This is a genomic window from Pseudomonas sp. WPR_5_2, assembly GCF_003634475.1.
GTDB classification, from domain to species: Bacteria; Pseudomonadota; Gammaproteobacteria; order Pseudomonadales; family Pseudomonadaceae; genus Aquipseudomonas; species Aquipseudomonas izuensis.
In genome coordinates, this window is the sequence record NZ_RBLA01000008.1 from 225,729 (window position 1) to 239,229 (window position 13,501).

At 58.1% G+C, this 13,501-nt stretch carries 11 protein-coding genes, 1 tRNA gene and 2 pseudogenes; 3 read left to right on the plus strand and 11 right to left on the minus strand.

All coding sequences use genetic code 11. From position 1 onward, the window contains the following. Window positions 1–39: 39 nt before the first annotated feature. From BJ917_RS26485 to BJ917_RS26495, 3 genes are all read right to left on the minus strand, one after another. On the minus strand, window positions 40–1,533 hold the full coding sequence (locus BJ917_RS26485) for a DUF3336 domain-containing protein (RefSeq protein ID WP_121105379.1): 1,494 nt from the start codon (window positions 1,531–1,533) through the stop codon (window positions 40–42). Further along, entirely contained in the window at window positions 1,530–3,038 is a 1,509-nt protein-coding gene (locus BJ917_RS26490; RefSeq protein ID WP_121105381.1) for a wax ester/triacylglycerol synthase family O-acyltransferase, read from the minus strand. The genes BJ917_RS26485 and BJ917_RS26490 overlap by 4 nt, the downstream gene beginning before the upstream one ends. A 449-nt stretch (window positions 3,039–3,487) precedes the next feature. Further along, the gene (locus BJ917_RS26495) at window positions 3,488–7,633 is read right to left on the minus strand and encodes a CheR family methyltransferase (RefSeq protein WP_121105383.1); all 4,146 of its coding nucleotides are present in this window, start codon (window positions 7,631–7,633) and stop codon (window positions 3,488–3,490) included. 447 nt (window positions 7,634–8,080) lie between these two features. On the opposite strand from BJ917_RS26495, the gene BJ917_RS26500 reads away from it, so the two are divergent. Further along, window positions 8,081–8,167: transfer RNA gene (locus tag BJ917_RS26500), tRNA-Leu, on the plus strand. Between the two features lie 93 nt (window positions 8,168–8,260). Here BJ917_RS26500 and xerC read toward each other — a convergent pair. The 5 genes and pseudogenes from xerC to BJ917_RS26520 form a co-directional block, all read right to left on the minus strand. Next, window positions 8,261–9,295, minus strand: coding sequence for a tyrosine recombinase XerC (gene xerC, locus BJ917_RS26505; RefSeq protein WP_121105385.1), 1,035 nt, complete (start codon window positions 9,293–9,295; stop codon window positions 8,261–8,263). Further along, on the minus strand, window positions 9,296–9,508 hold the full coding sequence (locus BJ917_RS26510; RefSeq protein WP_121105387.1) for a DUF4224 domain-containing protein: 213 nt from the start codon (window positions 9,506–9,508) through the stop codon (window positions 9,296–9,298). 205 nt (window positions 9,509–9,713) lie between these two features. Continuing rightward, window positions 9,714–9,851, minus strand: a complete 138-nt coding sequence (locus BJ917_RS31935) for a hypothetical protein (protein WP_158602492.1) — start codon at window positions 9,849–9,851, stop codon at window positions 9,714–9,716. Between the two features lie 38 nt (window positions 9,852–9,889). Further along, window positions 9,890–10,264 (minus strand): hypothetical protein, encoded by a 375-nt coding sequence (locus tag BJ917_RS26515; protein ID WP_121105389.1) that lies wholly within the window; start codon window positions 10,262–10,264, stop codon window positions 9,890–9,892. Between the two features lie 39 nt (window positions 10,265–10,303). After that, window positions 10,304–10,972: pseudogene (locus tag BJ917_RS26520) on the minus strand (bifunctional DNA primase/helicase); the annotation flags it as partial. Here BJ917_RS26520 and BJ917_RS26525 point away from each other — a divergent pair. Beyond that, window positions 10,964–11,440 (plus strand): annotated as a pseudogene (locus tag BJ917_RS26525) (phage portal protein); the annotation flags it as partial. The pseudogenes BJ917_RS26520 and BJ917_RS26525 sit on opposite strands and share 9 nt — an antisense overlap. Window positions 11,441–11,595: 155 nt before the next feature. Beyond that, the gene (locus BJ917_RS26530; protein ID WP_121105391.1) at window positions 11,596–12,357 is read left to right on the plus strand and encodes a DNA adenine methylase; all 762 of its coding nucleotides are present in this window, start codon (window positions 11,596–11,598) and stop codon (window positions 12,355–12,357) included. 82 nt (window positions 12,358–12,439) lie between these two features. Here the strand turns inward: BJ917_RS26530 and BJ917_RS26535 are convergent, their stop codons facing one another. The 3 genes from BJ917_RS26535 to BJ917_RS26545 are packed head-to-tail and all read right to left on the minus strand — an operon-like array spanning window position 12,440 to window position 13,236. Then, complete coding sequence (locus tag BJ917_RS26535; RefSeq protein WP_121105393.1) at window positions 12,440–12,688, minus strand: hypothetical protein; 249 nt, start codon at window positions 12,686–12,688, stop codon at window positions 12,440–12,442. Continuing rightward, window positions 12,685–12,924 carry a hypothetical protein gene (locus tag BJ917_RS26540; protein WP_121105395.1) on the minus strand — a complete coding sequence of 80 codons (240 nt, stop codon included), beginning with the start codon at window positions 12,922–12,924 and terminating at the stop codon, window positions 12,685–12,687. Before BJ917_RS26540 ends, BJ917_RS26535 begins: the two co-directional genes overlap by 4 nt. A gap of 18 nt (window positions 12,925–12,942) precedes the next feature. Beyond that, window positions 12,943–13,236, minus strand: coding sequence for a hypothetical protein (locus tag BJ917_RS26545; RefSeq protein WP_121105396.1), 294 nt, complete (start codon window positions 13,234–13,236; stop codon window positions 12,943–12,945). Window positions 13,237–13,501 lie beyond the last annotated feature (265 nt).

Sequence of the window (13,501 nt, forward strand, 5' to 3'; positions counted from 1 at the left end):
CTTCAAGTCGTGGAATGTGAATGGGCCGCGCACAGGTGATCAGCCATGCCAGCCGCGGCGGGTCAGGATTTGATCCAGGGTTCTGCTGATTGCGGTGCAACTGCGCACCATTTCCATACGCTCCCAAGTCGCCTGCTCACCTTCATGCACCCGTTGTCGCATCTGGGGCAGAGGTAACGGCGACAGCAGTTTGAGCGGGCTGTGCCAGCGTTTGCTGACAAAGATGTTGATATCGGCGGTGTAGTCCTGCACCAGCATGTTGTAACCAAGATGCTGCCAGCGGGCCAGGGTGGGATTGCGGATGCGTAGATGATTCCTGCACAGGCGCAGCAGGTGGGTGGCGATACCTTTGCCCAGGCGAATCTGTTGCTCCACTGCAATTTTAAACAGGCCGGGATGGGCATTGGGGTTAGGTGTGAAAAGCAACGCCGCCGGATTGGCCATGCTGGAAATGAAGTGGTTGACGCCATACAGCCGCCCCAGGCGCTTGGCAGGAAGATCATCAATAAAGGAACCGTCGATCCAGCGTTGTTCCGGCAGGTACGGCACTTGCTGGCCGGCGGCATCCTTTGCTTGCAGGGTGACCGGCGGGAAGATGCCCGTGACGGCACCCGAGGCCTGGATGGCCGAACGGACCAGCACATTGGGCGCGGTAATGGCATTCAACAGACGTGGAGCCTGCTGCGGCTCCAACCCGGTCACCGTTATGTTCAGGTGACGCCCGCTGACGGTGTAGGCTTCGGCAAAGGTCAGGTCTGGAATCAGGCGTTGCACGTAGCGGGCGATGTCCTCGGCTTTCAGGACTGACGGCAGGCGCGAGCGTCGCTTCGCTGCGGTGTTGTCGAACGTCATGGTCAGCCGTTCGGGTTGCAGGTGATCGAGCAATTCATCGGGTCTGTGCGTGCAGACGATGGCTGCTACCAGCGAGCCGGCACTGGAGCCGGAAATGATTCTTGGCAGCAGGTCCTGTTCAAGGAGCGCCTTGAGCACCCCTACGTGGAAGTAGCCGAGCATAGCGCCACCGCTGAGCATCAGTGCCGAACGACCGAAGCAGTGGCTGGCGCGAACGAAGAAGTCCCGGCGTTCCTCCAGCGAAATCTCCTCATCGCCAAGGTCATCAATGGCCTCCAGGGACAGACAGACTTCTTCGATGTACTGGTGGATCAGATGCTTGGTGCCCATGTGAGCATGGCTGTACAGGGTTGCCTTGCCCATCCCGGCCAGATTGCCATGGATGCCCTCGTTGAGGGTGAACATCAGATGAGTCCAGGCGCCGGTGGTGCGCAGGTCGCGCAGTCGTTCCATCCGTTGGCGCACAGTGCGGTAGTCATAGTCATTGCAGACTTCATTTTCGCGCCAATCGTCCATGCCGCTCTGCTGATCCAGTGCGCCGGCGTGTTTGGCCCACTCTTCATAGTTCCGGGCACGCTTCATGTTTGCCAGCAATTGAGCGGTGGGTGACTTGGGCCTGAACATGTTGATTCTCTCTATTGCGCCAGGGCGATTGGGCGAGCCGGGGGTGGCGCCGGTCATGGGGAAGGCTCCTCAGTGCCGGGTGTCGCGGCGGGCGCCCGTTTGCGCGGTGACTGCGGACCCGCTTTCGGAGCCGGCGATTGCGCTGACTGGCGCCCCAGGGCCAGGTATTGCTCGGTAGATTGCTGGATGCAGTCGATGTAGACGTCCATGTCGGGCAATACATTGCGATCGCTGACCACGCCAAGAATGAGTTCGCCGTAGAGGCTGGTAATGCCATGGCACAGCGCCATGCCATCGAATACCGGGGGGATCGGGTACAGCGCCAGTAGTTCGGCGCCGGCAACGTATTTGCGATCGGTACCGCCGGTGGGGCCGGGCACGTTGGTAATCAGGGTGTTTGCCAGGTGGTACTTGCCGGTATAGCGCAGTTGAGTCCCCATCCAGCCGCCGAGCATGCGCATCGGTGCCGGCACCAGGTCACCTGCGCCAACGATCAGTTCATGCACCACTTCCCGCGCCAGCCCGGTGCCTGATCGCGTGCGTTCGAGAATTGCCTGCAATCGCTCGACAGGGTCCTCGATATCGGTGCCGACGCCGATCAGCATGCCGGAGAGCAGGTTGCCGGTCTGGCGCTGGTCCTGATCGGGCGGCATTGCCACCGGGCACAGCGCAACCAGTGATTCGGTGTCCGGCAATGCCTCGCGGCGCTGCAGGTAGAGGCGCAGCCCGCCACCAATGATGGCGATGATGACGTCATTCAGCGTGGCACCCTCGGCGCAGCGGCGTACCTGCTTGAGCTCGCTGATCTTCCATGACAGTCCGCCGAACGTTCGGTGCGGGGACACCTGAGTATTGAACAGTGTCGTGGGAATGCGTTTCTGCGTGGGTCTGTCCTCGCCGCGCATCCTGCGGATCAAACGCAGGCTCGCTTTGCTCATGCCGACACTGGCGCGCAGACTGCGCAAGGGTTGGGTCGCCAGGCGCGGAACGGTCCTGGCCCACATCTGTGCGCGGCTCGGCATGCGCTCGCCAAAGGGCTGACGGTAGGTGTTCTCGTCGAATTCCGGCTGATCACTCATTAACAGGTTGTTGATCTCGATGCCGGCCTTGCCATCGATGTAGGAGTGATGGAAGCGCAGCAGCAGGGCGAAGCTGCCCGGCGGCACGCCTTCGATATTGTTCAGGCCCTCGATAATGGTCAGTTCCCAGGGCGCGCGTTCCATATCCAGAGTGCGCGACATGGCGCGCGCGGTGAAGATGCACAACTGGCGCCAGTCGCCGGGTTGCGGCAGACCGACGTGGCGGATGTGATACTCCAGGTCGAAACTCTTGTCCTCCACCCAGTACGGGTCGTCCAGTCGAAAGGGTGCGTGCTGCAGGCGTCGGCGGAACAGTGACGTGCTGCTCAGCCGGCTGCTGAAATAGCCATTGATGTCTTTGTGCCGAACCAGTCCATTCGGCGCGCTGCGCTGGTCGCAGATCCACAGGCTGCCAATCACCATGGGTTGATGAGGGGCATCGGAATAGAAAAACTGGGCGTCCAGCGGGGTCAGTTGTTTCATGACTTGCTTGCTCCAATGGCGTGATTGCCAACGAAGGTGTTGGCGGTACGTCCCTGTTTCTCGACAGCGCAGACGGAGCGCGCGCAGACGGCAGAGCGTTGTGAAACCGCTTGTTTCAGTGCCGCAATCCTGGCTCGCACCCACCCGTTCTGGCGTCCTCAGGACCCGTCGGTTGAGCGATAGGCTCACGTTGATTCTGCTGGCTCAAAGGCGGGGTGATCCCCCTCGGCACGAGGGGGGAATACGAGGGTTGGTTGCAGCTATCGGGGCACCCGGTCTACTGGAAGCGAAACATGAAGTGGACTTGAGCCAAAACGCGCGTTGCTGGCCAGGGGAAAAACATAAAGAAAAAGGCCGATCCGGGATTCGGATCGGCCTTTGTCATGGTTGCCGGACGGTTACTCGAAGATCATCCCCGCGGCCGCCTTGTCGGTAGCTTGCGGGATGAATCAATAAGGCCGTGCGTTACAAGCCTCGTCGATGATGTCGATGAAGTCATCGTGGGAAACCGGCTTGCTCACGTGGTAGTTGAATCCCGATTGCTTGGCTTTTCTCTGGTCATTGCTGTTGGTATAGCCTGTCAGGGCAATGGCGGGGGTGTGTTTCAGCTGGGAGATCTGTCGGATGGCCTGGATGAACTGATGACCATCCATGGCCGGCATCCCGATGTCCGAAATGATCACGTCATAGTTACTGTCCTTCGCCGCCTGCAGGGCTTGCAGTGGGTCGCTGAAGGCTTCGACATGGGCGTCCTCCATTTCCAGCAGCATTTGCAGGACCTCTATGACGTCTCTGGAGTCTTCCACCAGCAGCACTTTCTGACCCACAAGACGTCCCTGTTCCGAAATGACCGGTTGCTCACTGGGCTGCTGCGAGGGCTGGGAAAGCGGTAACCGGATGGTAAAGGTGCAGCCACAACCAATGCCGTCGGACTGTACTTCCACCGAGCCGCCGTGCGCCTCTGCCAGTTGTCGCACCAGCGACAGGCCAATGCCCAGGCCTTCACGCTGATGGCTGGCATGCTGGCTCTCCGCCTGGCTGAAGAGGTCAAATACCTTGTGCAGGCTGTCCTTATCAAGTCCCACACCGCTGTCGATGACGTCCAGGCGTGCCATGTCGTCGACTCGACGGGCAACCAGATCGACACGGCCATCCTTGGGCGTGAGTTTCAGCGCGTTGTTCACCAGGTTCCAGATAATCTGTTCCAGGCGCGTGCTGTCGGCATCCACCACCAGCGGTGGTTCGGGTGGTTGCGGTACGCGCAGCGTGACTTCGCAGGGATGTTGGTCATTGATCACCACGGTGTAGATGTCCTGGAGAATCCGCCCCAGGTCTACCGCCTGTTTTTTCAGCTTGAGTTTGCCGGTGCGCACCCGGGCGACGTCCAGCAGATCGTCGATGATCCGCGCCTGACTGGCGACGGCATCGCAGATGGTGTTCACGGCTTTCATGGCCGGCCCGACGGTTTTGGTGAGGGGCAGGCGTCGCAGCAGTTCGGCATTGAGCTGTATGAGATTGAGCGGGTGCTTGAGTTCGTGGGACATCACCGCAAAGAACTCGTCCTTGAGGTGGCTGCTGGTCTGGGTTTCGGCGAGTTGCTGGCTTTGTTCGTCATGCATGCGCTTGTGACCGGTCAGGTCGCGGGCAATCTTCACGTAGCCCTTGAGGTTCTCTCCCTTGAGCAGCGTGATCTCACCACTGCAATAAAAGCGGCTGCCATCCTTGCGCAGGTGCCAGCGTTCGTCTTCGCCGCGTCCTTGTTCGCGGGCAGCGCGCAACTCTGATTCAGGCGCGCCCGAGGCACGATCTTCGGGTGTGAAGATCAGGTCGTAATAGGTGCCGAGCACTTCCGGCTTGGCGTAACCGAAGATCAGCTCGGCACCGGTGTTCCAGTCGGTGATCACGCCATGTTCATCCAGAAGGATGATGGCAAAATCGTGGGTGCTTTCGGCCACCAGGCGCATGCGCTCTTCGCCCAGGCGCAGTTCATCTTCCGCCGTACGACGCTTGGTGATGTCGATAAAGGTCAGTACCGTGCCGTCGATGTGATCCTCGCTGGATCGATAGGGCAATAGCCGGGCGATGTACCAGCGCTGGTCGTTGCTGCTGACTTCGCGCTCGATCATGTTCAGCGAGTCGAACACAGTCGCCGCGTCTTCGGCCATTTCCGGATAATCGAGGCGATGGGTGATGTCCAGCAACGAGCGCCCGGTATCGACGGGCAACATGCTGAAAATATCCGTGGCCCGCGGGGTGAACCAGCGAATGCGCATGTTGCGATCGACGAATACGGTCGCGATGTCGGTGGAGGCAATCAGGTTGGTGAGGTAGTCGTTGATCTTGTCGGTTTCTTCAACCTTGCTCTTGAGCTCGTAATTGACCGTCAACAGCTCTTCGTTGATCGATTGCAGTTCTTCCTTGCTGGTTTCCAGTTCTTCGGTGGCCGAACGCAGCTCTTCGTTGATGGCCTGCATTTCTTCGTTCGAAGCCTTGAGTTCCTCGCTGGAGACTTCTGACTGCTCGATCGTCTCCTGCAAGTGCAGCTTGGTACGCTGCAACTCATGCTCGAGATTGACCAACATCTGGTTTTCAGTCTGGTTGGCGACGATTTCCAGCAGGTCTTGAGGGTCGACTCGCCGTTCCTCGAAGATCACCAGCACGTATTCGTTTTCTGTCTGTTCATCCTTGAAGGGGTGCGCGGTCAGGTCGAGCAGATAGTTGTTCTGTTCACGTTCGAAGCGGACTTTACGGGAAGTGACCGGTACGCCTGCCTGATTGGCCTGGAACAGGGTGGTGCGGATTTCCAGGCGCAGGTCCGGATGAGCCAGCGTCAGCAAGTTACGGGAAATTTCACCGGCCACGTACCGCAGGAAACGCCCGGCGCCTTCACTCATGTGCAGGATGTTGGCGTTGTTATCGACAATGATGCTTGGCGGTGCGGCCTTTTCCAGCGCTCGCAGGTGGATATCAGCGAAAGAGACTTTGCGCGCCGACGTCGTTTCTGCCGGGTTGGCGACAACGGTGGTGCGTGCATAGCCACCCCGAGGCATGGCCGGCGCGCGCCGGGCGCTGGTCGATACGCTTTTGGCGCGGAAGATACGGTTACGCTTGTCCACCGGGGTAAACAGGTCCAGGCAGCCGTCGGCGGACTCGGATGTCCCCAGAAATAGGTAGCCACCCGGCCTCAAGGCAAAATGGAACATCTGCATGATGTCGCGCTGCACGTCGCGGTCCAGGTAGATCAACAGGTTTCTGCAGACGATCAGGTCAATCTGCGAGAACGGCGGATCCAGCAACAGGCTGTGTTTGGCGAACAGCACCCTTTCGCGGATCTCCTTGCGCACGCGATAGTGCTGATTCTCCCGCGTGAAGTATTGGCGCATGTGCGATGGCGGAACGTCGGTGATGATCGCTTCGGGGTAGACGCCGGCACGACCGTAGGCAATGGCGCGATCGTCGATGTCGGTGGCGAAGACTTGCAACCTGGCCGCACTGGCTTGCAGCGTCAGCTGATCGTTCAACAGGATTGCCAGGCTATAGGCTTCTTCACCCGTCGAGCAGCCGGCGGACCAGACACGAATTTCTTCTCGATGCGGCTGGGTATCCCGCAGCGAACTGATCAGATTCGGAATCACTTCACGTTCCAGCGCTTCGAACGCTTCGCGATCACGAAAGAAATTGGTGACGCCGATCAGCATGTCACCCAGCAATGCCTTGGTTTCTTCCGGGTGGGCTTGCAGGTAGTCGTAGTAAGCAGCCAGGTCCGGTTGCGCGGTCACTTGCAGGCGGCGTTCGATACGGCGCAGCACCGTCGCACGTTTGTAGTGCTTGAAGTCATGGCCAGTGCCCACGCGTAGCTGCTGCAAAATGTCCTGCAACCGTTGTTCGGCTACGGCGGCGTCCCGCTCGGTGGTGGGGGGTGCGACATTGATTTCCGGGTCATTGGCGGTCGGCAGGGTGATGGCTTGCGAGTTGTGCCACAGCTCCAGCAATTTTTGCGGCATCTCCACGACAGGCAGCACGAGATCGACCATCTGCGTGTCGATGGCCGCCCGCGGCATACCGTCGAATTCGGCGTCTTCCGGGGCCTGGACCAGTGTGATGCCGCCTTGCTCCTTGATCCGCGACAGACCCACCGCACCATCGGAGCCAGTGCCCGAGAGCACCACGCAAAAGGCGCGTTCCCTGTGCACATCCGCCAGGTCCCTGAAGAACAGATCAATGGCGATATGCGCACCTGGCGGGCGATTCGAGTGGGTCACGCAAAGATAGCCATCATTCATCGCCAGGTCATGGGCCGGCGAGATGACGTACACCGTGTTTTTTTCAATGCCAATCGTATCGCTCACCTGGCGCACCGGCATTCGGGTGACTTCCTGAATGATCCGGTCCGCGACGCTTTGGTGATCGGGTGACAAATGAAGAATGACGACAAAGGCCATGCCGCTGTCTGCGGGCATTTGTTCAAAAAACGACTTCAACGCTTGCAGTCCGCCAGCGGAGGCGCCAATACCGACCACGGGGAAGGGAAGGGTACTGGGCGTCAGCTCCTTGTGCTGGGAGGCATTGGGTGAGCGCTTCGCGGAAGACTTCATTCATAAGGCCTTAAATGGCTCCGACAATGGCCTGCCGACGCCAATTCAAACGGGTTCGATGATAGTTACAAGGATAATGCGGTTGGCAATGCATTGCGAAAAATCGCCGCCGCAGATTCCCATGATAGATAAGGATCTGACGTTAACCAGCCTCGCAATTTTCGTTTGAAAACAGGTTCTTGATAAACAATTGAAACACCTTGGTTTCAAAGGTTTATTGGCATGTCGATTGGGCTGACAAGCGGCTTGAGCAGGTGTGAAGTGGCGTAGCCGGGCACGTGCGCCGGGTATCAGGCGGTTGCACCGTAAAAAAGCGTTGTAGGTCCATGATTTACGAAGTTTTTTATTTTCAGGATCTGCAAAATTTAGTCTTGAAAATAGCACCTGCGACCTTGCTTCACCGGGAAGGGATGTATATATTTCCCCCCTCTGATTCACCGCGCTACCGCCCGAATGGCGAAACTGGTAGACGCATGGGACTTAAAATCCCCCGCTCGTAAGGGCGTGCCGGTTCGATTCCGGCTTCGGGCACCATGAATATCAAGGGCTTGCGTGAGAAACCTCATGCAAGCCCTTAATTTTTTGCTCCGCAAAAATAAATCGTTGCTCCGCAATTCTGACCGTTGGTCACTTTGTAGGCGTCACTTTCATGCCTTTGCGCATGCGAATGTATTGCTCTGTCATGCCCACGGTAGTGTGTCCAAGCTGGTCTCGGGCTGCGCGTATGTTTCCTGTCGATTCTTCTTTATCGGTCGCTGCCTTTGCTCTTAAGTCGCGCATTTGAAAGTCCGCTTTTTCAATGCCGGCGGCTTCGCGAGCATCATCAAATCGCTTTCTGAGCATACTGGTTGTCATTGGTTGGCCGTTTTCCATCACCACTAGGCGGGTGGAGCGAATTTTGTACCCGGACTTACGCGCCAGAATTCGATCGATCACAACTTTCAGTTCGCCGACTATCTCAATCCGTCGCTTTGCGCTGGTTTTTCCCTGTTGAACAGCGAGCTGGCCATCGCGGATATCACGCTCGTCCATCTTTAGCGTGTCAGCAATACGCTGGGCAGTGAGATAGAACAGATCCAGTGCGTCACGCAGTGGCTGCTCGGCGCTTTCATATACTTTCAGCAGCAATTCATCTTCGATGTAGACGTCCCGACCCCGCTCTTTATTGCCTTTCACTCCTGAGCAAGGGTTGGCCAGGGCTGTGTAGCCACTCTGGCGAGCGAAATTCCAGATTGAACTGAGCAGCGCCTTTTCACGGTTTGCTCGCACCGGTGCTGTTTTTGAGCGGTACCGCAAATACTGTCGCACATGCACTGGCTCAATGGCCTCTAGGGGGGCGGGGGGGTCGTTGAAGAACACCAGCAGTTGCTTCAACTCCCGCGCATTGTCCTTTTGGGTCGCGGGCGCCTTTGTGGGAGCAACTTCCTTCATGTAAAGGTCGGCCACGTAATCGAAAGTGATTACAGTTCTCGCCAGTGCTGCGGAAACTCGCGTTTTTTCCAGCTTCGCGTACTCGAGGATGGCCAGCCCGTAATCGGAGCCGAGTGGAATTTCACGGCGCGGCTTCGAGCCGGTGTCGTAGTAGTAATAAACAGTCCCACTACGCTGTTTACGTTTTCTTAGCCGGGCAATGCTGGCCGGTTTTGACGGTTTACGTCCCATTTAAAGCGCTTTCCTTGGCTGCCAGGCGTTAGGCAGCGTCGATTCAACCAGCTTGCTATCAATCAACGCGGATGTGGTCACGCAAGGCCATCCATTGCGTTTGACTGTATGTCGGATGCCATTTCGAGTCAGCACAGTCAACTGGCCTGCCTTGGTACGGGCGGCCGTTAACTCGCACACTTGTTCGTGAGTCAAAAACTCAATACTGCTCATTGCTCACCTCCGTGGCGAAAAGGTCCATTGGTAAGCTGGGAAAGTGCTTTCCATTAGGATGTGATTTTTTGGGGTGAGTGCTGTTTGGTCTGTGATAGCCTCGGCGGCGCCATCGTTGTTTGTTTGGGCTTGCATGGTTCTCTCCTTTCAGTGGTGATCGGTGCCGAGGGGTTGCAGCCCCTCGGCACCACTTCCAGTTACTGCTTTACTTGGTGATCCAAATCAGTACGTCAGGTACCTGCATGGCCACGACGCCGATTAGTGCGACGGTCGCGATCGTGCTGAGCAGGTTGACCCACAACTCCCTGCTGCTCTGATGGGCTGTTTCGTTGGTGCGTTGCATGGTTCTCTCCTTTCAGTGGTTACCGGTTGCAGCCGGTTTCAGTTGAGGCGGTACTGCTTTCCGTCTTCGATCACATAAAAGTTCACGTCCCGCATTCGATACACGCCGCCCGGTCCGCCATGAACTACGTAGTCGTCGTAGGGCGCCTGGCTGACTCGAACCGGGAATAATTTGTTGGTCTGATGGGCGTAATCGCTGTTTTTCTTAATTAGTGCATACAGCTGTTGCCCAGTCGGACGGCAGCCATCAGGACCATGTGCTGCTTCAAAACCGAGCCAGGCTGAGCGGGTCTCTATGTGGTCGTACTGCGTGTTTTCCGACCTGGTCAAATTGAAACCGCGTGGCTCCGCCCATCCCTCGAATGCGAAAAGCATTTCGAGATCCTCAAGTTTTTGCGTCGTTTTAATTGGCATGGTTCTCTCCTTTCTATGCGATCGGCGTGGGTTGCAGCCCTACGCGTTAAAAATCCAGCACTTCACAATGGGTTGCTTGGTGACCGCGTTGGAATGCTTGGCCTGGTGCGCGCGTACCGCGCTGTCCGTGGCCTTGTTGGTGTCGATCAGCTTCCGTGAGCGGGAGTCCTTCAGCCGATCCCGCAGTTCGCTGATGTCGGCGATCTTCTGGCGGTGCTCGGCCGCGCATTTGACGAAGTCATTGAGGTTGATGGCGATGGTGTGGTCCTTCTTGCTGTGGTTGACCACGGGGCCGTCTGCGTCCAGGCCTTCGAGGTATTCGTAGACCTCCCAAAATTCAGCCACTACCGGGTGATCCGAACTGATCGAGGCCTGGCGCTCGATCGCCATGCGGATGATTTGGGTCCGGGTGTGGCTGATTTGCGGATCGCTGAGGGGAACGACTAGGCGCAGGCAATCGAGCAGGGCCAGCAGTTGGGCGTGGTTCTTGTTGATCCGCTCGACGCGGATGTAGCCGCGTAGGTTGTTGCCGCAATGTCCACAGGCGTTCTGCTCATCTTTGAACGGTGTCTCGCAGGCAAAACAGTGGCTGTGCAGGGTGCGCAGTTTTGCTTCGTAGCCGGGCATGCGTTGAGCGAAAAGCTCCATCACTTCCGACTCTTTGCGTACCGCCTGCAGCAGGAAATTGCTGAGCTTTGGGCCTTCAACGAGGCTGCAACCCTATTTCGTCGCAAGTATTACCAGAACGGCAGCCATGCCGGCTTCATTCTCTACATGACCGACGCGGCGCAGAACGAGGATTTTGTCACGGATCTACGCGGTGCGATGAAGAGCAGTAAAGGCCCGGGCAACTTTCGCAACCTGTTCATGTATGCACCCGGTGGCAAGAAAGACGGCATCCAATTGATCCCGATCAGCGAGGTGGCGGCCAAGGATGATTTCGGTTCGATCAAAAACATCAGCCGTGACGATCTGCTGGCGGCCCTGCGTATCTATCCGCAATTGATGGGCATCGTGCCGCAGAACTCCGGGGGCTTTGGCTCGATGCGTGAGGCCGCCCAGGTCTGGGGGCTGAATGAGCTGGAGCCGCTGCAAGCGCGCCTGATGCAAATCAACGAATGGCTGGGCGAAGAGGTTGTTCGCTTCAAGCCGTTTGAGCTGGGCGAGGGGACGTAACCCACACACTGCATAAACGAGGCGACGAGCCGGTGCGTCAACACCCGCTCGACGTCGTACCACTCGAGCCGTCCGAGTGATCCAACCCCAGGCTTCGCCTCACTGCGCGGGGGGCGAAGCCTAAGCGAATCCACTAGCAGCGACAAGGATCACCAATGTCTACACCGATTTTCCCTTGGATGGGCGGAAAGCGCCGTATGGCGAAACACATCCTGCCTGAGTTTCCCGAGCACGAATGTTATGTCGAGCCGTTCTGCGGCGGCGCCGCATTGTTCTTCATGAAGGCGCCGAGTCATGTGGAGGTGATCAATGACTTCGATGGCGAAGTGATCAACCTGTACCGGGTGGTGGCGCATCACCTGGAGGAACTGGTACGGCAATTTCGCTGGTCGTTGGTCAGCCGCAAAATGTTTGAATGGACCAATATGCAGGTCCCGGAAACCCTGACGGACATTCAGCGTGCCGCGCGGTTTTTCTACCTGCAGCAGCAATGTTTCGGCGCCAAACCAACCGGGCGTACCTTTGGGACAGCGACCACTTCGCCACCCCGGCTGAACCTGTTGCGCATCGAGGAAAAGCTCAGCGAGGCGCACCTGCGGCTGGCCCGGACCACTATCGAGCACCTCGACTGGAAGGACTGCGTCCGCCGCTATGATCGTACGCACACGTTGTTCTACCTCGATCCGCCTTACTGGGAAACGGCCGGGTACGCCCCGGGTGGTTTTGCCTTCGAGCAGTACCAGGTGATGGCGGATCTGGCAGCCTCGATCAAGGGGCGCATGGTCGTCTCTATCAATGATCACCCGCAGATCCGTGAGGTGTTTTCGGGGCTGCGTCTGAAGGAAGTGCCGTTCCGACATATGGTGGGGGGGCAGGGCGGTACGCCGGCGAACGAGTTGATTTACTTCAACTGGTGACGTCGCTGAATTCGCCTTGGAGTGGCAGCCGCTAATCGCCCTCCAAGGCGGTTTAGTGTGCGGTAGTGATTGCCCAGCCGTGTTACAGCTCCACACTGAATCCACTGAGGCCTACGTTATCGGCAAAGCGGCCAATGGCCGTCAGGCTGGCCCAGGTGCGCACCTTCTCCCGCCGTGAGCGCACCGGTATCCAGCGTGCGCCACTGCCGCCGAGGCGAATCGACAGGCCCCAGTCGGGGCCGCCGGCGATCTTGGCCACCAGGCACTCGCGCACTGCGTGCTGCTCGACCAGGGCGCGCAGCACTTCTTCCTGGATCCCTTCGCCAATCACTGTTCGTGCTCCAGGCGTCGGGCCGTGGCCGCGTTGTCGAACGCCAGATACAGACCCTCCAGACTGGCCGGGTTCAGCGCTTTGACCGTTTCGAGGCCCAGCGCGAACCCTTCGGCGCGATCGGCCGCGCGCCACAACTCATCCGGACTATGCGCCTGCTGAATGCGGGCCAGCAGCTTCAGCGCCTGAGCGTGGACGCCTTGGGGCAGGTTCACCGCAGCCAATTCCTCGTTCATGTTCACCCCCACTGGGTTTTAGTTGCGATCGTCTTCGTCGCGGCGCCATGGGCTGAACATGCCAGTCCAGTCATTGGTCGTCTTTTCGTCGAACTCAAAGCGTTTGCCTGGAGCTTGAGAGCGGTTGTCTCGGAACAGGTTGAAGAACAACACCGCTGGTACAGAGCCAGCCACCACCAGCAGCAGTGACAGGGCAAAAGCCCAGCCCGGCAGATGGTGTTTGGCGTAGGTAGCAAACAGGGCACACGCCAGCGGCAGAGCGATGCAGCCCAGCGCCTTCCCTACCCATTTGATCAATCCGAACTTGGCCATTTGCGGCTCCTTGTGCAAAACCATTTATGTCTCAACGATACACATAGAGTTCTCATTCGAATCGTTGATTGGCAGGTGGTCGGCGAAACCAGGCAGCCGGGTAATGGTAGACCAGGTGTGGGGGACGTGGTTTCCCCGGCCACAAAAAAAGGCCGCCACAGTCATGTCGAGTGTGGCGGCCTTTTTGACATAAGCGGCGTTACTTGTACTGTTGTAATCCCATGGTTTACTGCTATGCGTTGAATAGCAATAGATCAGTAAGCAT